This window comes from Kitasatospora sp. GP82 (assembly GCF_029892105.1).
GTDB lineage: Bacteria > Actinomycetota > Actinomycetes > Streptomycetales > Streptomycetaceae > Kitasatospora.
Genome location: NZ_JARZAJ010000027.1, coordinates 42,599 through 64,380, shown reverse-complemented (window position 1 = coordinate 64,380; position 21,782 = coordinate 42,599). Strand labels below are relative to the sequence as shown.

The 21,782-nt window shown below is 72.9% G+C and carries 19 protein-coding genes and 1 pseudogene; 10 read left to right on the top strand and 10 right to left on the bottom strand.

Features of this window, described 5'->3' with window-relative positions; all coding sequences use genetic code 11:
• Nucleotides 1–141: 141 nt before the first annotated feature.
• From P3T39_RS25595 to P3T39_RS25580, 4 genes and pseudogenes are all read right to left on the bottom strand, one after another.
• Entirely contained in the window at nucleotides 142–1,032 is an 891-nt protein-coding gene (locus tag P3T39_RS25595) for an MOSC N-terminal beta barrel domain-containing protein (protein WP_280701293.1), read from the bottom strand.
• Nucleotides 1,033–1,192: 160 nt separating this feature from the next.
• Nucleotides 1,193–2,029 (bottom strand): DUF6643 family protein, encoded by an 837-nt coding sequence (locus P3T39_RS25590; protein WP_280701292.1) that lies wholly within the window; start codon nucleotides 2,027–2,029, stop codon nucleotides 1,193–1,195.
• Nucleotides 2,030–2,388: 359 nt separating this feature from the next.
• Complete coding sequence (gene mscL / locus P3T39_RS25585) at nucleotides 2,389–2,832, bottom strand: large conductance mechanosensitive channel protein MscL (protein ID WP_280701291.1); 444 nt, start codon at nucleotides 2,830–2,832, stop codon at nucleotides 2,389–2,391.
• Between the two features lie 474 nt (nucleotides 2,833–3,306).
• Nucleotides 3,307–3,684 (bottom strand): annotated as a pseudogene (locus P3T39_RS25580) (cytosine permease); the annotation flags it as partial.
• Nucleotides 3,685–3,956: 272 nt separating this feature from the next.
• Between P3T39_RS25580 and P3T39_RS25575 the strand changes: the two are divergent.
• Nucleotides 3,957–4,604 carry a thiol:disulfide interchange protein DsbA/DsbL gene (locus P3T39_RS25575; RefSeq protein ID WP_280701290.1) on the top strand — a complete coding sequence of 216 codons (648 nt, stop codon included), beginning with the start codon at nucleotides 3,957–3,959 and terminating at the stop codon, nucleotides 4,602–4,604.
• A gap of 82 nt (nucleotides 4,605–4,686) precedes the next feature.
• Here the strand turns inward: P3T39_RS25575 and P3T39_RS25570 are convergent, their stop codons facing one another.
• Both P3T39_RS25570 and P3T39_RS25565 read right to left on the bottom strand, forming a co-directional pair.
• Nucleotides 4,687–5,436 (bottom strand): methyltransferase domain-containing protein, encoded by a 750-nt coding sequence (locus tag P3T39_RS25570; RefSeq protein WP_280701289.1) that lies wholly within the window; start codon nucleotides 5,434–5,436, stop codon nucleotides 4,687–4,689.
• A gap of 76 nt (nucleotides 5,437–5,512) precedes the next feature.
• Nucleotides 5,513–6,649, bottom strand: coding sequence for a glycosyltransferase (locus P3T39_RS25565; protein WP_280701288.1), 1,137 nt, complete (start codon nucleotides 6,647–6,649; stop codon nucleotides 5,513–5,515).
• Between the two features lie 353 nt (nucleotides 6,650–7,002).
• Between P3T39_RS25565 and P3T39_RS25560 the strand changes: the two genes are divergently transcribed.
• A complete protein-coding gene (locus P3T39_RS25560; RefSeq protein ID WP_280701287.1) occupies nucleotides 7,003–7,788 on the top strand; it encodes an aspartate/glutamate racemase family protein in 786 nt (261 codons plus the stop codon).
• A 210-nt stretch (nucleotides 7,789–7,998) separates the two neighbouring features.
• On the opposite strand, the gene P3T39_RS25555 is transcribed toward P3T39_RS25560, so the two are convergent.
• Nucleotides 7,999–9,006: a polysaccharide deacetylase family protein gene (locus P3T39_RS25555; RefSeq protein ID WP_280701286.1), complete on the bottom strand. Its 1,008-nt coding sequence runs from the start codon at nucleotides 9,004–9,006 to the stop codon at nucleotides 7,999–8,001.
• A gap of 338 nt (nucleotides 9,007–9,344) precedes the next feature.
• Between P3T39_RS25555 and P3T39_RS25550 the strand changes: the two genes are divergently transcribed.
• Nucleotides 9,345–9,605, top strand: a complete 261-nt coding sequence (locus P3T39_RS25550; RefSeq protein ID WP_280701285.1) for a hypothetical protein — start codon at nucleotides 9,345–9,347, stop codon at nucleotides 9,603–9,605.
• A 150-nt stretch (nucleotides 9,606–9,755) separates the two neighbouring features.
• Nucleotides 9,756–10,262 carry an NUDIX domain-containing protein gene (locus P3T39_RS25545; protein WP_280701284.1) on the top strand — a complete coding sequence of 169 codons (507 nt, stop codon included), beginning with the start codon at nucleotides 9,756–9,758 and terminating at the stop codon, nucleotides 10,260–10,262.
• Nucleotides 10,263–10,335: 73 nt separating this feature from the next.
• Here the strand turns inward: P3T39_RS25545 and P3T39_RS25540 are convergent, their stop codons facing one another.
• A complete protein-coding gene (locus tag P3T39_RS25540) occupies nucleotides 10,336–10,728 on the bottom strand; it encodes a PTS fructose transporter subunit IIA (RefSeq protein ID WP_280701323.1) in 393 nt (130 codons plus the stop codon).
• A 449-nt stretch (nucleotides 10,729–11,177) separates the two neighbouring features.
• Here P3T39_RS25540 and P3T39_RS25535 point away from each other — a divergent pair, with 449 nt between their 5' ends.
• The 3 genes from P3T39_RS25535 (at nucleotide 11,178) to P3T39_RS25525 (ending at nucleotide 14,330) form a co-directional block, all read left to right on the top strand.
• A complete protein-coding gene (locus P3T39_RS25535; RefSeq protein WP_280701283.1) occupies nucleotides 11,178–11,435 on the top strand; it encodes a DUF397 domain-containing protein in 258 nt (85 codons plus the stop codon).
• 864 nt (nucleotides 11,436–12,299) lie between these two features.
• A complete protein-coding gene (locus P3T39_RS25530; RefSeq protein ID WP_280701282.1) occupies nucleotides 12,300–12,794 on the top strand; it encodes a hypothetical protein in 495 nt (164 codons plus the stop codon).
• 333 nt (nucleotides 12,795–13,127) lie between these two features.
• Nucleotides 13,128–14,330 (top strand): acyl-CoA dehydrogenase family protein, encoded by a 1,203-nt coding sequence (locus P3T39_RS25525; protein ID WP_280701281.1) that lies wholly within the window; start codon nucleotides 13,128–13,130, stop codon nucleotides 14,328–14,330.
• A 157-nt stretch (nucleotides 14,331–14,487) separates the two neighbouring features.
• Here the strand turns inward: P3T39_RS25525 and P3T39_RS25520 are convergent, their stop codons facing one another.
• Nucleotides 14,488–15,651 carry an aminoglycoside phosphotransferase family protein gene (locus P3T39_RS25520; protein WP_280701280.1) on the bottom strand — a complete coding sequence of 388 codons (1,164 nt, stop codon included), beginning with the start codon at nucleotides 15,649–15,651 and terminating at the stop codon, nucleotides 14,488–14,490.
• A 478-nt stretch (nucleotides 15,652–16,129) separates the two neighbouring features.
• Between P3T39_RS25520 and P3T39_RS25515 the strand changes: the two genes are divergently transcribed.
• From P3T39_RS25515 to P3T39_RS25505, 3 genes are all read left to right on the top strand, one after another.
• Nucleotides 16,130–17,596 carry a hypothetical protein gene (locus P3T39_RS25515; protein ID WP_280701279.1) on the top strand — a complete coding sequence of 489 codons (1,467 nt, stop codon included), beginning with the start codon at nucleotides 16,130–16,132 and terminating at the stop codon, nucleotides 17,594–17,596.
• A gap of 326 nt (nucleotides 17,597–17,922) precedes the next feature.
• Nucleotides 17,923–19,389: a HEAT repeat domain-containing protein gene (locus tag P3T39_RS25510; RefSeq protein WP_280701278.1), complete on the top strand. Its 1,467-nt coding sequence runs from the start codon at nucleotides 17,923–17,925 to the stop codon at nucleotides 19,387–19,389.
• A gap of 315 nt (nucleotides 19,390–19,704) precedes the next feature.
• Nucleotides 19,705–20,460, top strand: a complete 756-nt coding sequence (locus P3T39_RS25505; protein WP_280701277.1) for a DUF1775 domain-containing protein — start codon at nucleotides 19,705–19,707, stop codon at nucleotides 20,458–20,460.
• Nucleotides 20,461–20,903: 443 nt separating this feature from the next.
• Here the strand turns inward: P3T39_RS25505 and P3T39_RS25500 are convergent, their stop codons facing one another.
• Complete coding sequence (locus tag P3T39_RS25500; protein WP_280701276.1) at nucleotides 20,904–21,782, bottom strand: biotin-dependent carboxyltransferase family protein; 879 nt, start codon at nucleotides 21,780–21,782, stop codon at nucleotides 20,904–20,906.

The window sequence follows — 21,782 nt, the reverse complement described above, 5'->3', positions numbered from 1 at the left end:
CCACGGACGCTCACCGAGGACAACGAGCGAGCGGACATCCAGTTCCCCGCCGGAGGCAGTACCAGCCCCGCCGGAGGCAGTACCAGCCCCGCCGGAGGCAGTATCGGCCCCGCCGGGCAGTGTCGTTCCCATCGGGCCGGTTCAGCCCCGCCGGTCCGGCTCCGGGCGCGGGCCCTCCTCGAGCACGGTGACCTCGTCGCCGAGGCGGACGGTGCCGAGCAGATCCCCGCTCACGCCCTCGGGGCGCTCGGGGATCAGGTTCTGACCGAAGACCAGCCGCTTGCCGAAGCGGTGGTACTTGGCCAGGGCCCGCAGCGGCTCCTGGGACGGGCGGGCGCCGGTCTCCTGGTCGGTGGTGGTGATCACGCACCGGCCGCAGGGCTTGACCACCCGGAAGGTCATTTCGCCGACCCGGATCCGGTGCCAGCCGTCCTCGGCCCAGGCGTCGGTGCCGTCGACCACCAGGTTGGGACGGAATCGCTCCATCGGGAGAGCGGCGCCCTTGACCTCGTCCCCCGGGTGGTCGGCGGCGATCAGCTCGTTCAGTGCGGCCAGCGAAGCGGTGGTGGTGACCAGCAGCGGGAATCCGTCGGCCATCGAGACGGTGTCGCCGGGGCCGGCGTACTTCGGGCTCGTCGCGCGGCTGAGCGGGTTGTCCAGGTGCAGCAGACGGACGGCGCCGAGCCGGCTCCCGAACCACTGCTGCGCCTCCTCGGCCGCCTGTGCCGCCTCGAAGACCGAACCGAAGATGTCCGCCTTGACGACCTCGGCGCCGTCCGCGCTCGACGGGGCGGCCACCTCGAGACGGGAGCCGTCCGGGGCGATGACGGTCAGCGAACCGTCGGGCGCGGGCAGCGTACGGAACCGGCCGACCGCCGGGTTCTCGCGCTGGGTGTATGCCTTGCCGCGTTCGTCGACGAGCATCCAGCGCCGGTCCCCGGTCAGGCCCCAGGGCTCGACGTGCGCGCTCTCGGGGCTCAGTCGGTAGGCGGACTTGAGCGGGTAGACGTGGAGTCCGGTCAACTGTGGCATAGGCCCATCCTGCCAGTACCGCTGGTGCATATGTACGAGGGCCGTCCTGGTCACAGCCTCGCTGCGACCGGGACGGCCCTCGGTGACGACCCTTGCCCTGCCGGGCCCGGCGCCCTCGTTCGCCGGGCCCTGTGGTTCTCCGGGTGTGCTGCCCCGTCGGTCAGTAGGCGTTCGCCTGGAGACCGGACTGCGGGTTGGTGAACTGCTGGCCCGCGGCCTGCTGGTACTGCTGCTCGCCGTACTGCACCGGGCGCTGCGGCTGGACCGGACGCACGGGTGCGACCGGCGCGGCTGCGCGGAACTGGTTGCCGCCCAGGCTCTGGTCCGCGAAGCCCTGCTGCGCCTGGCCGTTGAAGCCCTGGGCACCGAACGGCTGGCCGCCGAAGCCCTGGCCCGGCTGGCCCTGGCCGACGGACGGCTGCCCGGCGAAACCCTGCGGGGCCGAGGCGAAGCTGTTCTGCCCGCCCAGGCTCTGGCCGCCGAAGCCCTGCCCGCCGAAGCTCTGGCCGGCCTGCGGCTGGAAGCTCTGGACCGGAGCGGGTGCGGGCGCCGGAGCGAGCGGACGCTGGGACGGAACGAGCGGCTGCATGCCGCCGTAACCGGGCGCCGGCGGCTGCGGCGCGGCAGCGTAGGCGGCCTGGGCCGGCAGGTACGCGGTGGCCGGTCCGCTGTTGCTCGGCCCGGGGCCGAGCGCGAGGCGGGCCGGGGGCAGCGCGGGCAGGTTGCTCGCGGGGCTGTCGAAGCTCTGCGCACCGAAGCCGGGCGCCGCCTGGCCCGGTGCGCCGAAGCCCTGGGCTCCGGGACCGTAACCGGTCGCGCCGTAGGCGGGGGCCGAGGCGTAGCCGGAGGTGAGGGCCGGAGGCAGCGCCGCCGGCACGTTGATGGGGGCGATCTGCGGCACTCCGCGCTCAGCGACCAGGCTGTCGTAGATGGGCGTGCCGGAGGAGTAGGACGGAGAGGGGTAGCCGACTCCGTCGTAGGAGCGGGGCGAGGTCATGGGGCATACGGTAAGCCCAACTGTGCCTGCTGAGGAGACTGGGAGGCCCAGGAGTTCGAGTGTTTACAGAGTCTTCGCTAGGACAATCCGCTCGAAAGTATGTAGATCCGACATTTCAAGGATCCGATTCGGCCAGATCTGACGCCTGACGGGCAGTCGAACAGTGGACGAACGGCATCTTCCGGACGCATTCCGGCCTCCCGGTGCACATCCGAGGGCGCGTGGACCCCCTTGGCGAGCCCCCATCCGGCGCCCCCGTCGTGCCGCTCGGCCCGGCAGCGGGCCTGCCGGGCCGAGCGGGGACGAACGACCCCTGGAAACAGGCCGTGAGGGCGTGGCCGCGGAGGCTTGAACCGGCGTCAGCGGGTATGCAGGGCCTGGGCGGGGAAGCCGGGGCGTCCCGCAAGTCCGGAGGTGCAGTGGGCGCAGCGGGTGGCGGCGACCGGGACGCTGCTCAGGCACTCGGGGCAGTCGGTCGTGGTGACCGGGGTGTCCTTCACCGGGTGGAAGCGGTCCTGCAGCCTGCCGACCGGCACGACCACGACGAAGTAGATCACCACCGCGATCAGTACAAAGCTGACCAGGGCATTGAGGAACGCGCCGTACGGGAAGGTCGTTCCCGCGATGGAGAAGTGCTTCTGGCTGAAGTCGCCCACGGCCCCGGTCGCGACGCCGATCAGCGGGGTGAGGAAGGCGGTGACGAACCCGGTGACGACGGCGGTGAAGGCTGCGCCGATGACGATACCGACGGCCAGGTCGACGACGTTTCCCCGCAGCAGGAAGCTGCGGAATCCCTTGAACACCGGGAACTCCAAACTCGGGTGATGGCGGGAGGGTGATGGGGCGAGGACGGGGCCGATGGGCCCGGCGGATGATCCTGCCGACTCAACGGGCCTGCGGTCCAGCCGAGTTCACCTGATCTGCCTAACCGTCGCAGCCATGTCCCAGTCTCGAATGCGCTTGCCCGTCCGAAGACCCGGCCGGCGCAGCCCGGTTCACCGATTCCGGAGATGATGCGTCGTCAATGATGCTGTCGGGCAGGGTTGCTGGCCGAACCGTACGCATGCTGTCGCGCGGGTGCGGCTCAGGAGTCGACTCGGACGGACTGCCCCCGGCCCGCCTGCCGCCGCTCGTCCATCGGCCGGGCGCCGGCGACGACCGGGGCCACCGTGCCACCGGCCCGCCCGCGCCGGGAGCGGGAGAGCACCAGGTACAGGACCGCCGAGACCAGCCCGGAGAGCAGGAAGCTGATGTCGATCCCACCCGTCAGCGGCAGCGTAGTCGCCGAGCAGGGTGATGAAGGCGATCGGGCCGCTGAGGCCCGCCGAGACCACGGCCAGCAGCCACGTCTGCCAGAACCCGCCCAGCAGGTAGTGCCCGTGCGCGGAGGCGTCGAGATGCGGGGCGAAGGCGAACAGGCCTGCCACCAGCAGGACGGACACCCCACGGCGGTCCCCAGCGCCAGCGGGGCGGTGCTGGCCCAGAAGGAGAGCCCGAAGGAGACCGGGAGCCAGCCGAAGACGACCACGCCGAAGGCGAGGTCGGATCCGACCAGGATGCTCAGCACATCACGCGGTGTGCTGGTCCGCTCGGCCTCGGGGGATCGTCTCGACACCATGCTGTTCAAGCAGCGAGGCGGCAGGGGATTGCGACATGCGGGGTGGTCTTTCCATGCGCTCTGCACAACGGCCGGAGGGGCGGCCGCCGGTCGCACGGTGGGAGGGGATGCACCGACCTTGTTCATGATTCGACTCGGGGCGATTCGGGTAAAACGGACGATCGTCCACAGCGCCAGGGGGAACGCCTGTCCGGGTCTGTACGGACATACGGTGCCAAGCGCTCTCAAACTGCTCCGAACGGGTGAGGAGGCCGTACGCGCCCGCCCGGTGATGGCCGATAGCTCTCCGTAACTGGCAGGCTGACGCCCGTGAACTCTCTGCTGCGCACCGCCGCCCTGATCGCCCTCGCCGGTGGACTGCTCACCGGCCCCAACGCCGTCGCCGCCCCCGACGTCCCGCACGACGGGGCCCACTTCGTCCATCTGGGCCACCCCCAGCCCGTGCGGGCCGTCGGACACCGGGAGGCGGTCGAGTTCTTCTGGTACGACTGCGTGCACTCCCACCAGCTGGAGGCCCCGCTCGAGCAGTGGGCCGCCCGGCACAGCTCCGACGTCACCCTGCGCCGCGTCCCCGCGGTCTGGCCCGGCGGACCGGCCGAGCAGGTCCAGCTGGCGCACGCCCGGCTGTACTACACGCTGGAGAGGCTCGGCGAGGTCGACCACCTGCAGCTCGCCGTCTTCCGCGCGGTGCGCGGGCAGAAGGCCGATCTGACCACCGAGGAACTGGCCACCGCCTGGGCTCAGCGACAGGGCCTGGACGCCGCGAAGTTCCGCGCCGCCTACCGCTCGCCGGAGGTCGACCGGTCCGCGAAGGGAGCGGCCGACCTCCTGGTCCGCTACCGGGTGAGCGAAGTCCCCACGGTCGTGGTGGAGGGCGGCGACCGGACCTCCCCGAGCAAGGCGGGCGGCGTGGAGCAGATGCCGGCGGTCATGGACGACCTGGTGGCCCGCCACTGAGCACCGGTTCGTTTCGGCACTTCGGGGCCCTGTGGTCGCCCGGCCGGCCACAGGGCCCCGGTACGCCGTCGGTGTGCCGGGGCTACTCGGCCCGTCGCAGCACCAGGGTGACGAAACCGAAGGTGCCCCGGTAGCCGCGCAGCCACCCGGTGCGGTGCTCGGCGGCGACCGCCGCAGCCTCTGCGCTGTCCGGGTCCTCGGGGTGGTCCAGTGCCCAGGCGGCGAGCGAGCCGGTCCAGGAGAACTCGTAGTCGTCCAACTCCGGCCGGCTGCTGACGTACCCGTACACGGGCGTCCATCCCGCGGCGACGACACGGTCGACGGTGGTCGCCAGATCGTCGTAGTCGGTGGCGGCCATCCCGCCCAGCCCCGCCAGCGCCGCCTCGTCCGGGTCCTGCGCCCAGAACGCCTCGCCGACCAGCGCCAGACCGCCGGGCGCCAGATGCCGGTCGATCGCGGTGAGCGTCGGCAGTAGGCCGCCGAAGGCGTGCGTCGCGCCGACGCACAGCACCGCGTCGAAGGGCTCGGGGTGGCTGAACTCCCTTGCGTCCTGGTGGTGCAGGCCGAGGCGCTGCGAGACACCGAGCGCCGCGGCAGCCTGCTGGGCGATGGTCAGCCCCCTGGTGTCCAGGTCCACACCTACGGCATGCAGCTTCGGTCGCGCCGCCAGAGCGCGCAGCAGCCACGGGCCCTCGCCGCAGCCGAGATCCAGCAGCCGCTCGGCGTCGCCCGTCAGGGCGCGGTCGAGCAGCCGCTGCACCGAGTCGTCGAAGAGCGGCGCCGCGATGGGGTGATCGGTGTGGGCGATGCGGGAGATCAGGTGACGGTCCATCGGGCCAGTGTGTGGCAGCGGGGTCGCAGTGTCGCCCCATTTACGTCGTGCCGGGCGCACCGTTTCCGGCGGAGCGTCAGTACGTCCTCCCCTTCCAGGCGGCGCCTCGGCCACGCCAGTGCTGCACGGCCGAGTCCACCGTCATCAGCAGGTAGAGGAAGGCCGTGAACGGCAGCAGCAGTGCGGCCCGGGCGGGCTGCCGGTAGTAACGCAGCATCGGCAGGAAGGTGCCCGCCATCAGCGCCCACGCCGCCCCGCCCGCCAACGCGACGGCGGGCCGACCGGCGAACAGCCCGGCCAGGGCCGAGGCCGGAGGCACCAGATAGACCAGCCCGAGTCCGAGCACCGTCCCGAGCAGCAGCGGCGGCGAGTGCCGCAGCTGGGCGTACGCGCTGCGCGAGACCATCCGCCACAGCTGCGCGAGCCGCGGGTACGGGCGGACGCTGTCCACCTGGTCGGCCAGCCCGAGCCAGATCCGGCCGCCGGTGGACTTCACCGCGCGGGCCAGCGAAACGTCGTCGATCACCGCTCCCCGGATCGCGGCGACCCCGCCGGCCCGCTCCAGCGCCTCCCGCCGCACCAGCGAGCAGCCGCCCGCCGCAGCCGCCGTTCGCGCTCCGGGCCGGTTGCTCCACCGGAACGGGTACAGCTGCGCGAAGAAGTACACGAACGCCGGGACGATCAGCCGCTCCCAGCCGGTGGCCACGCGCAGCCGGGCCATCTGCGAGACCAGGTCGAGACGGTTGCTCTCGGCTGCGGCGACCAGTTCGGCGAGCGAGTCCGGGCCGTGTGCGATGTCGGCGTCGGTGAGCAGCAGGTACTCCACCGGGCCCGCCAGGGCGACGCCGTGCCGCAGTGCCCACAGCTTGCCGGTCCAGCCGGGCGGAAGTGCGGGTGGGACGGCGACGGACAGCGGCAGACCCTCGGTGGTGGCCAGACGCTGGGCGAGAGCGCCGGTGCCGTCCCCGCTGTGGTCGTCCACCAGGATCACCCGCGCCCGCCCGGGGTACTTCTGCGCGAGCAGGCCGGGCAGACTCACCGGCAGCACCTCGGCCTCGTCCCGCGCCGGGACGACGATCGCGACCTCCGGCCAGCGCACGGGCGGACGGCGCGGCGGCAGCCGCTGGTCGGTCCGCCAGAACAGGCCGTGGCAGCACGCCAGCCAGAGCCACCCGACCAGAGACACCACCGACAGCCACAGCAGCACGGTCACCCCGGCAGTCTGCCCCACCCCCGTCCCGAACCCCCGCCTCCCGCGCCCAGCCACCCCCGTCCCGAACCCCCGCCTCCCGCGCCCAGCCACCCCCGTCCCGAACCCCCGCCTCCCGCGCCCAGCCACCCCCGCAGACCGTCGCCCGCCTTCTAACAGGACGCCCCTGCCACAGGTACATCCCCGAGGAACGCGGACGTCCGGGCCGCACCCGTCCCGGCCCCACCGCCGACGGACCACCGCAACGAGGTGCCTTCAAGCCCCCCACTCCTGCGCCGCAGGCGCCTTCCGCAGCGCGTGCCGAGGACGGCCGTCCGCCGCAGCCGCACCCCCCGAATCAAGTAGAGTCATCCCCTGTGAAGATCGCACTGATGGACTCCGGACTCGGCCTGCTCGCCGCTGCGGCAGCCGTGCGAAATCTGCGGCCCGACGCGGACCTGGTGCTCTCCTCCGCCCCCGACACCATGCCGTGGGGCCCGCGTACGCCGGAGGACGTCACCGCGCACGCCCTCGCCTGCGCGCGGGCGGCCGCCGCGTACCACCCGGACGCCCTCGTGGTCGCCTGCAACACCGCCTCCGTGCACGCCCTGGAGGCGCTGCGGGCCGAACTGGAGCCCGAGCTGCCGGTCATCGGCACCGTCCCGGCAATCAAGCCGGCCGCCGCACTGGGCGGGCGAGTCGCTATCTGGGCCACCCCGGCCACCACCGGCAGCCCGTACCAGCTTCGGCTGATCAAGGACTTCGGCGGCGCAGCCGAGGAGGTCACGGAGATCGCCTGCCCAGGGCTGGCCGATGCCATCGAGCACGGGGACGACGCCGCCATCGACGCGGCCATCGCGGACGCCGCCTCCCGTACGCCTGCCGGCACGGACACCATCGTGCTCGGCTGCACCCACTACGAACTGGTCGGGGACCGGATCCGCGCGGCCGTCGGCGGCCCCGGTGCCACCGGGCCGGTCTGCTTCGGCTCGGCCGAGGCCGTCGCGGCCCAGGCACTGCGAAGGATCGGCGACGCCGCCCTCGGTACCGGCACCGCCCGCCTGACCGTTCTGCACAGCGGCCGGGTCGCCGAACTGTCGGCCGCGGCCGCCCATTACGCAGAGGGCCGTCTGCTCGCCACCCCCGTCCCCGCAGTGAGCTGACCGCACTCGACCGCCGGACAGGCACTCGACTGCCGACCCGCCCGGCCGATCCTTCAACGGGCGCGGACCCTGCGGTTCCTCAGGGCCGCGCCCGCCCGAGGGGTGCAGGGCCGGCCGCGCACCCGGGACCGGCCGGACAGGGCCTGGACGCGGCGCCCGCAGCCCCGGCCCCGATCCGGCCCCATCGCCCCCTCGGCCGGCATCGGCGGATCAGTCCCCGGGGTGCCTGCGCCAGCGCTGCACGGCTGGTTCCAGTCCGGAGAGGATGGTGTCGAACCGGCGGGTGGAGGTCATCGAATCCACCTGCAGACGGCTGATCCGCAGCGGGTGGACCGGCAGCCGGGGACCGAGGCGGTGGTCCGACAGGAAGCCCAGCCGGTAGCCGAGCGCGCGCAGCACCGCATCGGCCCGGGGGTCGTACCCGCCGTTGGGGTAGGCGAAGGCCGTCGGTGCCTCGCCCAGCCACTGGGTGAGGACCCGATGCGCGCCCATGATCTCCGCAGCCACCGTCGCCTCGTCGCAGCGGCCCAGGCAGGGATGGCCCATGGTGTGGTTCCCGATCGCGACCTTTGCCGATCGCAGGGTCCGCAGGTCGTCCGGAGTGAGCTGCTCCTGACCGGGGGGACGGTGCCGTGAGCTGACCCGCAGTTCGTGCAGAGTCCGGCGACGGTCCGGATCGGGCAGGGCCTTGAGCCGGTCCAGCAGTTGTTCGGGACGGCCGTCGGTGGGCAGCGAGCGGGCCTGGCCGCCGTGCTGCGCCAGGAACGCGGCCTCGTGCCACCAGAACGGCCGGTCGGTGCCGATCAGTTCGGCGATCACGAAGGCCGCGGCCGGGATCCGACGCGCGGCCAGCGCGGGCAGCGCATGGGTGAGCACCGTACGGTCGGCGTCGTCGAAGGTGATCAGCACACTGCGCGGCGGCAGCGGCCGGCCCTCCGAGATCGCGCGCTCCACGGCCTGCAGGGAGACCGGCGTGGCGAGTCGGCGCAGCCGGTCCAACTGGGCGCCGAAGGACCGAGGGTCGGTCACCCCGTGGTACGCGAGCACGGCGAGGCGTTGCGCGGCGCGGGCCCGGAACAGCGGCTGCGCGGGGGAGAACCGCAGCCAGCCGCCCCGGTCCCGCTCGGGCGGCGGGGCGGCGGGGAGGCCGGACGGCAGCAGACCGGTGGGGCGGTCGGCGAGTCGGCTGGTGACGGTGGTGGTATCGGGATGCGGCACAGGTCCCCCTCGGTCGCCGATGCGGCGTGGTGGCACCGCCGGAGCGCCGTACCCGGTCTCCGGCACCAGGGCGCGGCGGCTCCGCACCCGGGATCTCCGGCCCGGCGGGGGACTCCCTACCCACGCCTGGGACGGTCCTGGATGGTCCAGCTGAATCAGTGGTCTGGGTCGTTCGATGTAATGGAGACCACCGAAGGCCGCTGATGGTTGTACGGCGGCAATGGATTTTTGCGGTGGTGCGCGCGACGCTCAAGGGGCGCGCGGCGGCCCGTTGGCGCTCGCGCGGGGGCGCGTGGCGGCACCACCGCGTCGACGAGCTCGGATATACCGTGGGTGCCATGGGAGAGACACGACGTGACCGGCCGCCCGGCCGCCTGGCGCGGCTGTTCAGCGGTGGCGCCCTGGAGCGGCACCGCCTGCTGCTCAGCCTGGTCGGCGCGGCCTGCGTCGGTGCCGGAATCCTGGTGGCGGTCGCCGTTCCGGAGAGCGATGGTCCGGCCTGGGCGATGGCGGTGGCCGGCTGCCTGGCGGCGGGTGTCCTGCTGCTCGCCCGGGTGGTGTTCACCCTGATCAGGGCCGGCCGGGGGCCTGCGCTGTAGCGGAGGCGCTGTTCCGTGCGCCGGGCGCACTCGGGCCCCGGCAGTCAATCGCCCGGCAGTCGACCTCGTGCGGGAGCGTGTTCGTGCGGGTGGTCGCGCACCGGGCCGTCGGCGGGATTCGTGGTGCTGCTCGGCGCATAGGCTCTGCGCATGGCTATCCCTCCCTTTCTCACCGAGCTCCGCTCATTCGTCGGCACCCGGCCGCTCTGGCTCTCCGCCGTCACCGCCGTGGTCATCGACGAGCAGGGGCGGCTGCTGCTCAACCGGAGGACCGACAACGGCCGCTGGGCACTGGTCGGGGGCATCCTCGACCCCGGCGAGGAGCCTGCCGACGCGACGGTGCGGGAGTGCCGGGAGGAGACCGGTGTGACGGTCGAGCCGGAAGCGCTCACCTCGGTGACCGTCTCCCCGATGCTGCACTACCCGAACGGTGACCAGGCTCAGTACCTGGACCTGACCTTCCGCTGCCGCCCGGTCTCCGGCGAGGCCGGAGTGAACGACGACGAGTCCCTGGACGTCGGCTGGTTCGCACTGGACGCGCTGCCGGAACTGGACGACTACAACCGCCAACGGCTCGATCTCGCCCTCGCGTTCGACGGCGGGACGGCCTTCGCCCTCTCGGGCCGGGCGCCCGCGCTGCCGGGCGATCCGATCTAGGACCTGTCCGGCCCGTCCCGGACACCTCGTCAGCCGCGCACCAGGTGGAGCACGGCTGACGGGCGCGGTGCCGTCAGAGCTTGTGCTGGCGGTACATCTCCTCCGCCGCGTCCAGCACAGCCGCGAGATCGCCGCCCGCCGTGGCGGTGGCCACGGCTGCGACCGCGCCCTCCACGAACGGGGCGTTGGCGAAGCGGACCGGAAAGGGCAGACCGTGCTCGTCCGCCTCGGCCAGCAGGGCCCGGACGGTGCTCACCGCACTGCCCAGGTCGGAGAGGACGGCCACCCCGTGGCCCTGATCCACCCGCCGGGCGGCCGCCGCGATCAGGACCGCGCTCGTCCCCGGGCCGTCGCCCAGGCTGCCGCCCGTGGTGGCCACGGGGGCCGGGTCATCGCTGTGGGCCAGGGCCACCGCCAGCGCGCCGGTGGCGGCGGCGAGTTCCTGGCTGTGCGAGACCAGCACCACGCCGACCCGGCCGTGACCCGCGGGACGGGCCGGACGGGCCGGTCCCGTCTCGGCGGCCTGCTCGGCGTGCGGCGCGGAGGGCGCGGTAGAGATGGGGATCACATCGGCCTTGGGGGCGTCCCGGCGGTCCATCGGCTGCTCCTGTCGGCCTGGCTGGTGGCTGGGTCGTGGCGGGGGCGTGGCTTGGGCGGGTGTGCTGGTGTTTTCGGACTGCTGGGGTGTCGGTACCGTGCCGGGCTGCCCGGCGGGGCGTGAGACCAACACTCTCGCAGCCCGGCGCGTCCGCCGGGGCGAACCGAGGCCGTGTCACGCGATAGCACAGTCCTTGCCACGGCACGGCTGGAACCGGCCTACTGAGCCCGGTCGGAGGAGAGCTGGGCGCAAGCCCTTCCGCGCGGGGCGGGCGTGGCTAGTCTGGGCTTTTGGACGACGTCGGGAGGAGCACGGAAGTGGCCACTATCGGTACGAGCGTGGAGAGCGGCGGTACGGGGACTCTTGAGGGCGGCCGTAAGCCCCAGTTGGACCTTACCGACGCCGAGTGGCTCTCCAGCAGCCAGGGCGTGGGGGATGTGCAGATCGCCTTCGTCGAGGGGTACATCGCGATGCGGGACGGCCGTCAGCCGGAGGGGCCGGTACTGGTCTTCACCCCGGCGGAGTGGCGCGCCTTCGTACTCGGTGCCCGGGACGGCGAGTTCGACCTGACCTGATCCGATCCGGACCCGCAGAGGCCCGGCCTGATCCGCTTCGGCTCTGTCAGGTCGGGCCTGTCTGCTCGGTGCCCGCTTGCCGGAGACCCACACGGCTCGCGCGGCTCCCACAGTTCATACGGCTCATACGGCTCATATGGCTCACGGAGTTTCACCGGGGGTCTCGGCGGATCTTCGGCAGGTCATCGGCAACTCCTCGGAGGGCGCCGGGAACCGAGAAGGTGCGCGCCGGGAATAAATCTGGCGGCCGAAAACTCGTTGACTGCTGGACAAGTGACGGCCCACAGTATGAAGCAGACAACAGACGCCGTGCCGACCGCCCCCACGCGGCCGTACACGGCGCCTGCTGTGCAGCCCGGCACGAGTGCCGAGCACCTCCCGTAGGTGAATCCCCGCACGCACCCGGGTGCGTCGGCCGATCCCGGTCTCCGAAGAGACCGGCAGTCGCCGGGAGGCGTGGCCCCAACCGCCCGAGAGCGACTCAGGCGTTGGCACCGATGCCCGGGATCCGCACGCCCCCACGCGGCGGTTTCCTGGGCAGGTCCGCGAGTGCGACGGGCCTGGGGCCCCGCGAACCTGGCTTTTGGTGTTGTGTGTTGGTGCTGGGTGGTCTGTGGACAGCTGGAACTGCTTCGGCGGTTCTGGTGTGTGTCGCACCGCGGTGTGCACGGTTGAAGAAATGCGCACGAGGGCGCGCTGCGACATGCCGCCCCCCGGTGGATCGAGTCCACAGCGGCTGTCGTGCAGAACCGAACGTAGCTCGGGTGGTTGCTCAGAGTCAACATTGGTCTCTGAGCGTGGATCTCGTCCGGACCCCGACCCACCCCGTGAACCGGCCGCTGACAGGCACGTACGATGGGTGTCATGTCATTTCTCCGCCGTCGCTCCGGCTCGCCCGCAGGACCGGACTTCGACGTGCTCGCGATGGACCCGGGAGACTGGCCCGGCCATTTCGGCGCCATGATCATGAGTGCCCAGGACGGCTCCTGCCAGGGCATCTTCCTGCGGTACGACCTGTTCGGCGGCCGCGGCCCGGCGATGTTCATCGGGAACCTGCCGGAGGGATCGCCGGCCAGGGACACGGCTGACGGAGTCCCGTTCGAGGTCCGTCAGCTGCTTGAGGCGCTGGAGAACGAGGAACCGGTCGAGTTCGTCTCGGCGGAGGACTTTCCGGTCATGCTCGGCGATGACCTGTTGATCGTGAAGAAGGTCAAGGTCAGCGAGGAGCGGGTGTTCTGCGCCCAGTTCGGGCGCAGCGACGGCGTCCAGGTCACCATCGCCTCCTGGGACCGGCCGATTTCGGACGATCTCTACCAGCTGTTGAAACCACTGCCCGCGGACATGTTCCAGCAGGGCTGATCGCCTCCCTGGGCGGCACCGGGAGGCAGGCCCTCCGGACGGGTGCCCGACACTGCTTGACGGTTTCGATCAATGCTTCGTACAGTCACGAGCATGTCGTGTCGCCGTCTGCTGCTGACCCGCCGCAGCTATCTCGACCTGCGGCGCACTGCCAGCGCAGCGTGTCCCGGCTGCTGAGAGGGAGCCGCCCGCTCCCTCGGCGGTGCCTGCCCGGCTGACCGATCGGCCGGGCAATCCTTGTTTCGGGGCGCCGCTTCCGGAACCGCACGCCAGTGGGGCGTGCCGCCCGCAGTCTGCCGAGCTTCACGCTGCCGCCCCGGAGGCCCCAGCATCATGACCACACGTTCCGCCGATCCTTCGACCGACGGCCCGTCACCTGTCGCCGAGGCCCTGGCCCGCCTGCCCCGGGTGGTCGACCTGCTCGCCGCCCGCGCCGAGGAGCACGACCGGGACGCGACCTTCCCGTACCAGGGCGTCGAGGCCCTGCACGAGGCCGGGCTGCTCACCCTGACGGTGGCTCAGCGGTTCGGCGGCCCTGGTGGGACGCTGGCCGACACCGTCCGGGTGCTCGGCCAACTCGGGCGCGGTGACGCCTCGGTGGCCGTACTCGCCGCGTTCACCCTGCTCCAGCACGCCGAGCAGGCCAGGGCCGCGCGCTGGCCCACCCCGATCTACCGCAAGCTGCTCGGTGAGTCCCGGCGCGGACCGGCGCTGGTCAACACCCTGCTCAGCGAGCCCGGGGGAGCCCCGGGGCTGCCCGTCACGGTGGCCCGGCGGGGCGCCGACGGCACCTGGGAGCTGACTGGCCGAAAGACGTACTGCACCGGTTCGGAGGCGCTGGCCTGGATGGCCGTCTGGGCCAGAACCGACGAGCCGGCCCCGCGGACCGGCCTGTTCCTGGTACGCGGCGACAGCGAGGGCATCGAAGTGGATCCGGTCTGGGACCAGCTCGGGCTGCGCGCCAGCGCCGGACACGATGTGCTGTTCACCGGAGTACGGGTTCCTGCCGAGGCCGCGATCGGCCTCGCCGAGGCGGGTGGGCCGCGCTCCGAGGCCCAACTGGCCGCCGAGCGGCTTGATCTGGCCTGGCACGATCTCGCGCTGTCCGCCGTCCACCTGGGGGTGGCGCGTGCGGCGCAGGACTGGCTGGTGCGTTTTCTGAGCCAGCGGACTCCGGCCAATCTGACGGAGCCGCTGGGGAATCTTCCCCGCTATCGCAGCGCCCTCGGCGAGATAGAGAGTTCACTGATCGCCGCCGAGGAACTGCTGGCCTCGCTGGCCGCCGGGGTGGACCGGGGCGGGCAGACGGCCGTGGCCCGCAGCGCGGCGGCCCAACTGGTCGTGAACCGCGCCGCGATCGGGGCCGTCCAGCAGGCCGTCACCCTGACCGGGAACCCCGGTCTGAGCCGCCGTCATCCGCTGGAGCGCTATCTGCGCGACGTACTCAGCGGGCGGGTGCACTTCCCGGCCGACGAAGTGGTGCTCGACGCCGTCGGGCGCGCCGCCCTTGAGCGCGGAGCGCGCCGGGCACACTGAGTACCTCAAGGGCGCCCGGGTGCGACAGCAGGCGTGTGCCCAGATCTCTGCGCGCTAGGCGTACGCCCCCCGAGGATCCGGGAGGGCATGCCCTCAGTGCCCTCAGGGGCGCGGGATCCTGAGAGCACCTGCCCTCCCGCGCCCCCGGAGAGGTGATTCAGCGGGTGCCCACCGCGGCCCGGACCGCGCGGCGGGCGAGCGCGGCGTCGTCGTACAGCCGGCGGATCATGATGCGCTGTTCCTCGCCCGCCCCCGGCACATCGTGCAGCCGGATCTCCCGCATCAGTACGAGCACCAGGTTGACCAGGAAGGCATCCCGGGCCACCGTGCCGCCGGACTGGGCGAGTTGGCTGATCTGGCGGCGCGCGGCGGTGTCCCCGGAGAGCACGCTCCACAGCACCGCAAGGTCGTACCCGGGCAGGTACCACCCGGCCTGCTCCCAGTCGAGCAGAACGGGACCAGAGGGGGCGAGCAGCATATTGCCGAGCAGGGCGTCGCCATGGCAGAGCTGCCAGGGGGTGTGCTGGACACCGTGCAGCAGCTGCCTCAGGTCACCCGCATCGCGGTCGGTCAGCTGGCCGACGGAGTGGAAACGGGCGATCTCCAGCTGGTAGTCGAGCGGCTTGCCGAAGACGTCCGTCGGCGGGCGCCACAGGTTGAGCGTCCGGACGGCGCCGAGCACCGCGCGCACCTCACCGGGCGTCGGCGCGTTGACCGGGTGCCGCTCCCGCGAGGCCGGGCGGCCGGGGACGCGCTCCAGCACCAGGACGCAGCGGTCGTGGTCGGCCGCCACCAGCCGGGGCAGCCGGACCGGCGGACGGTGCCGGACGAAGGCCCGGTAGACCGCCACCTCGTGGTGGAAGCGCTCGACCACCTGGATGTGCTGCTCGCTGCGCAGCGCCTGCGGCGCCACGCACTTGGCGACCACGGGGGCCCGGCCGATGGTGCCGGCGATCAGGATGTGCTGGCTGCCCTCCCGGAGCACCTGGCGGGGGAGGAAGGCGGGGCATATCCGCGAGATGTTGGCGACCGCGGCCCGCACGGCGGGGGTCTGCAGGGTGGCCGGGTCGACCCGGTCCACCGAGGGGTCGATGTGCCGGCCGCGCAGCAGCCGCTCGGCCCCGGTGCGGGCGGTGATCGGGTCGGTCGGCCGCGCCGGGAGCTGGCCGACCAGGCCGCCACGGCCGGCCAGTGCGCGTGGGTCGCGGAGGTCGGCACCTCGCGGGGCCGGACCCTGCCCCGGGCGGCCGCCTTGTGCTGCGTTGGGGGGGCGCAGCGCGGTGCGGGTCTGGGCGGTGCCGCTGGTGGCTGAGGAGTACATGGGGTGGTGAGAGTCCCTTCCTGTCCGGTGGTGGCCCCTGCCGGTGAGAGCCGACGCCATGACTTCTACGGACGTCCCCCGCGGTGCGGTTTCCTGGCGCACCGAAGGGGCGTGGGGTGGAACGCAGGCGCCGGGCACGGACAGCGCGGAGACGGAACTCCGCTTCGGTGCCCGCGGCTTCCGCACCCTGGGGAATGCGGAGGCCGCGACCGCCGTGGCCGTGCCCGGCGCCTGCGCGCCACCCAGCTGCGCCACCCCCTCGGATGAGGCCACGGGAGGGTCCGTTGACGGCCAGTCGGAGAAGGCCCTGGCCCGGTCATCGGCCGCCCCGACCCGAAGTCGAGGTGGCGCACTCCTACCTGACACCCGATCGCCACTGGTACACCATCTGGCGGACCCTGGCGAAGCCTGGCGAATGGTCGCGTGGCACATGACAGCGCACTAGGGTCGAAGCAGCCGAGGAACCTGGGGGCTTCACGTGAGCAAGGGGCCGAACACCAGACTCGCCGACCTTTTCGCCCTGACCGGTTGGTCCAAGGGCGAGCTGGCCAGGCTGGTCAACCGGCGGGGGGCGGCGATGGGTCAGCAGCACCTGTCCACCGACACCTCGCGGGTGCGGCGCTGGATCGAGCAGGGGGAGATCCCGCGCGATCCGGTGCCGAGGGTGCTGGCCGCCGTGTTCACGGAGCGGCTCGGCCGTGTCGTCACCACTGAGGATCTCGGTCTGGAACGACACCGGCGAACCAGGTCCCACGCGACGCAGTCGGCAGAGCCTTGGGAGTCGGATCGAACGGCCGCGGTCCTCACCGAGTTCACGGGAATGGACCTCATGCTCAACCGACGCGGATTTGTGGGGGCGTCAGCCGCGCTCACAGCCGGTGCCGTCATTGCCGACAACCTGTACGACTGGCTCAGCGGTCCCGACGTGGCCTACGCGGCGGAACGTCCCGGGCCTCGGAAAGTGATCACCCAGGGCGGGGCCCGCCCGGTGGTGGACGTCTATGAACCGGGCCCGGTGGGCGCCGACGAGGTGGCCGCGCTGGAGCGTTCGGTGGAGGTGTTCAGGGCCTGGGACGCCTCGCGCGGCGGCGGCCTCCAGCGCAAGGCGGTGGTCGGCCAGTTGAACGAGGTCGGCGGCCTGCTGACGCACGAGTTGACCCCGCAGGTGAAGCAGCGGCTGTGGACGGTCGCGGCCAACCTGTCGGTGCTGGCCGGGTGGATGTCGCACGACGTGGGCCTGGAGCCGACCGCACAGCGGTACTTCGTGATCGCGGCGCAGGCCGCCAAGGAGGCGAAGGACCGGCCCCGGGCCGGTGAGGCGATCTCCCGGGCCGCCCGCCAGATGCTGCACCTCGGCCGCGCCGACGACGCCCTGGAACTGATGCAGCTCGCCCAGGCCAGCAGCGGTGACCGCGCCCTGCCGCAGACCAGGGCCATGCTGCACACCGTCGAGGCCTGGGCACAGGCCTCCCTCGGTCGCGCGGAGGCGACCCGAAGAGTGCTCGGCGAGGCCGAGGACCTCTTCGGGCAACGGACCGACGACCCCGCACCGAGCTGGATGATGCTCTTCGACGAGGCCGAACTGCACGGAATGCAGGCCCTGGTCTACCGCACGCTCGCCGAGCACGACCCCGGCGCCGTCCGGCTGGCCGAGCTGCACGCCCGGCAGGCGATCGAACAGCGGGCCAGGAACGGCCGGGAGCGTTCGGCCCTACTGGACCGGATCACACTGGCCTCGGTCTACTGGATTTCCGGGGAGCCGGACGAGGCCCAGGTGCAGGCCAAGATGGCGCTTGCGGCGATCAGCCAGACCTCCTCGATACGGACCTGGGACCGGCTGCGCGAGATGTACCGGCTCTCCGCCCGGTACCAGGGCGTCCCGGCGGTGGCGGAGCTGCGCGAGCAGATCGAATCGGTGATGCCGCAGCGGCCCCGCACGATCTGACCGAGTCCGTAGGCGGCGCGGCGGTGGCTTGAAAGGGTCATGGCCGCGCCGCCGCAGTGTGGGAAACGAACGTATGCCCGGGATGATTTTCCTCCATTCTGTGCCTGTCTTGTGTCGAAACGGTACGGAGGGTCTGGTTCCGGCGATCGACGGGCAGTCTGCAAGCGGTCGGCCGGGAGTCCCGCTCCGTCTTGTGTGCGTAAGGAGCGCCCAGGCGGTAACCTTCGGTGATTCTGGCGCCCGGGGCGCCCACGCAGGACCGACCAGTAACCCCCGGCGACGGAAATCCCGTTGCCACTACGACCGCCGCAACGGATGCTGACCTCATGTTCGAGCCAGTGATAGCGCCCAGCGCCAGCCTCCTCGGCCTCCTTCAGCGAGGCCGTGGTGACGGGCAGCTGCATGCGCTGGCAGCCGACCGCGCCGAGGCGCTCGCCGCCCTTGAGGAATGCGTCACCCGCGACCCACGCTCCGACTGGCAGGTGGAGAACCGGTCCCTCTACTACGCGCGCCTCTACATGGAGCTGGAGGCTCCGCTCGCCGGTCTCGAAGAGCATCTGCACGACCCCGCCGACATCTTCGACCAGGACGAATGCCGCACCGGCCTCGCCCTCGCGGTCCTCGGCCACCTCGCCGCCTACGGGCGCCGCGACGCCCTCGACCTGCTGCGCGGCTACGTCGCCGTGGGCGCCAACTGGGCCTGGGCCCTGGACGAACTGGCCCTGCGCGACGACGACCGCTCGCTGCTCTCCCTCGCCCCCGCCGTCCTCGGCCGCTTCCCCACGGACGAGCGCGGTGAGGCCGAGCTGCGGGCGGCCATCCGCGCCGCCTACGAACCGCGGCCCTGGCGGCTGTGGGCCGCCCACCACCCCAGGATCGCCGCCGCGAGCGAGCAGTCCCCCTTCGACCTGTGGCAGCGCCAGCTGAACCGCAGCGGTGTCACGCCCGGCTGGAGCACCGCCGATGTGCTCGCCTGGGCCGACCAGTCCGATCCCGGCTGCGGAGAGCCCGGTGCTTCGGACTCGGGCGCTTCGGAGGCCGGCGCGGTGGCCCGCCGAGCCGCGGCAGCTGCTCGCTGCCTCGCCGCTGTCGTGCGACCCCAGGACCGCGAAACCCTGCTGGACGCCGCCCTCGGCGGTGCCCCCGGCGCCAGGGTGGCCGCCCTGCGCTACCTGGTGGACCAGCGGGACACGGCCGCCGCAGCGCTGATCGAGGCAGCCGCCGCCGACATCGACGAGCGAGTCGTCACCGCAGCCCTGGAGCTGCTCGGCCGGATGCGCGGAGCCGAGATCCTGGGCCACGCCCGCCGCTGGGCGGACCTGGGCACCGGTGGCGCCGACAGCGCCCTCGGCGAGGCCGCCGTCCAACTGCTGGCCGACGCGGGGGAGCCCTGCGACGGTCCGCTGGTGGTCGACGCGCTGCGCCGCTGGCTCTCGGTCCGCGGGGTGGACGGCGCGGGTCTCGGCACCCTGGTCGACGGAGCCGGACGGCTGGCCGCAGTCCAGGCGGTCCCCGCCCTGCGCCACATCTACGGCGAGGCGGTCTCCTCCGAACTTCGCGGCCGCGCCGCGCGGGCCCTCGCCGTGACCGACTCGCACTTCGCGCGCGGCATCGCCGTCGAGTGTCTCTGGGACTGCGAGGAGAACACCCGCGAACTCGCCGCCAGGCACGTCACCACCACCGGTGACGTACGCGTCCTGGAGCGCCTGCGCCGCCTCGCCGCCGACCCGGCCGAGGAGGCCGAGGTCCACGCCGCAGTGCGCGGCCGGCTGACCTCACGGGATCGTACGTAGGCTCGCTCGCCCGCCGGTCCGGCCGCGAACGGCTTGTTGATCCGGTGCGAACGGTCCTTTGGCGCCGGGGTACGGGCCGTCGACCGTGAGCGGGACGGCTCCCGCCGGAGGCCTGACAGGCCGTCGGCCCGGCTGCTGAGGTCCCGGGGCGGCAGAGCTCGGCGCGCCGATCCGATCGGGAACCGCCGAGTGGCGGAGGTCCCGTATCCGGGGCGCGGTTCGGCGGGGCATGATGGCGGGGCCGTTCCGCCTTCGCCGCTGTGCCGCCGACCGTTCCGTCCCCCGTCGCCCGTCCTGCCAGGAGCAGCCGCTCTCATGAACCGTTCCCGCTCCGTCGCCCGCGCCGCAACGCCGATTGCCGCCCTGGCGGCTGTGCTCGGGCTGGCGAGCCCCGCGCTGGCACATATCGAGGTCGAGTCCGAGGGCGCCCGGGCGCTGGCCGTGAGTGCGGTCGTCTCCTTCAATGCGGAGGGGGAGTCGGATACGGCGGGTATCAGTCAGATCCGGGTGGTGACTCCGCCCGGCGTCGCGCCCGGCGATGTGACGCTGGCCCAGGGGCCGCAGGGGTGGACGCTCACGCCTGCCGCAGACGGGTACACGGTCGCCGGTCCCGCGCTGGCGCCCTCCAAGGCCGCCGACTACAAGATCAAGGTGCGCCAGCTGCCGGACACCAAGGAGCTGATGTTCAAGTCGCTGGTCACCTACACGGACGGCCACATCGACCGCTGGATCGAGCTGCCGCAGGGCGGGACCACCCCTGAGCACCCGGCGCCGGTGCTCAAGCTCGCCGCGGCCGCCCCCGGCGCCACTCCGCTTCCGGCCGAGCCGAGCGCAAGCCCCTCGGCTTCGACCGCGCCCTCCGCCGAGGCGAGTGCCCCGACCGCCGCTGCCGGCACCCCCGCCGCTGCCCCCGCCACCGCAACCGCTTCCGCGTCGGTCTCCGCAACGGCGAGGAAGTCCGACAGCAGCTCGTCCTCCAGCAGTGCTCCAGTGATCATCACGGTCGCGGTGGTACTGGCAGCGGCGGTCGGCGGTCTGCTCTGGCGCCGCCGCCACCCCGCCGGCAGCTGAGCCCTGCCCGGCCTGCCGGCTCCCGGCACACGCGCCGGTTCACGGCACCTGCGCCCGAGTACGGCTCGAACTTGGCTGCGCCTGCGGGCTGTTGACGATAACCCGCTCGTTCCGCAAGGCTGCCGTCCGCCGGTGAACGGCGACCGCCGTGACCCGGCGGGCCGGTTGCGTTGATGTACGGAATCATCGGCTTCCGGTGGACGCCTGGCCCGCCGGTTCGTCGCCCCAGCCGCGTTCCAGCAGGGCGAACACCTCGCGCAGCACGCGCTGAGGATCGTCGCGGTCGCGGAGCAGGCCGAGGCTCTCCAGGGAGAAGCGAGCCGGAGCGGCAGCAGCGAGGTCGTCCTCCGGGGCGCCGGTCGGCCGCGTGCGGGCATCGGGGCGGCCGGTGAACTCCTCGATGAGCCACCGCGTGACGCCGGGAGCGAGGAGTGCGTCGCCGGCTACGGACGTGCTTCGCGGTCGAGGCTGCGCAGTGGGCTGAAGCGCAGTGGCGTACCCGGGCGGGCCTGGGCGGCGGCCGCGAGGTCGGGGGCCGGGACCACGCCGATGACCGGGTAGCCGCCGGTGGTGGGGTGGTCGGCGAGGAAGACCACGGGGAGGCCGTCCGGTGGGACCTGGACCGCGCCCAACACCATTCCCTCACTGGGTAGTTCGCCCTCGCGAGTCCTGACCAGGGCCGGGCCCTCCGTGCGCAGGGCGATCCGGTTGCTGGCCGGGGCCACCCGGTAGCGGGCGCGTGCAAGACCGGCCACCGCCCCGGCGGTGAACCAGTGCGCGCGAGGGCCGGGCCGCAGGCGCAGCACCAGCTCGGCCGGGGGAGCGGGCAGCGGCACCAGGTCCGCCCCGGGCCAGGGACCGGCCGGTCCGACGGGCAGGACATCTCCCACCGCGAGCGGTGCCGGGCCGAGTCCGGAGAGCAGATCGGCCGAGCGGCTGCCGAACACCGTGGGTACCGTAAGGCCGCCCGCCGGTGCGAGGTAGCTGCGCACCCCGTACGTGGCAGGGCCCACCTCGACCAGCGCGCCCTGCGGTACCGCCACCGGCCCGCCCCATGCGGCCGGCCGCCCGTCGACTCGTACGGGTGCGGGCGCGCCGGTCACCGCGAGGACGACCGGAGCCAGGGCCCGCAGTGCGACGCCGCCGAGGGTGGTCTCCAGGGCGGCCGCGCCCGGCGGGTTGCCGACCAGCCGGTTGGCCGCCCGCAGGGCAGGCTCGTCCAGCGCGCCCGCGCGTGGCACGCCCAGGTGGGCCACGCCGCGCCGACCGAGGTCCTGGATCGTCGTCAACGGTCCGGGGCGCACCACAAGTAGCCCGCTCAT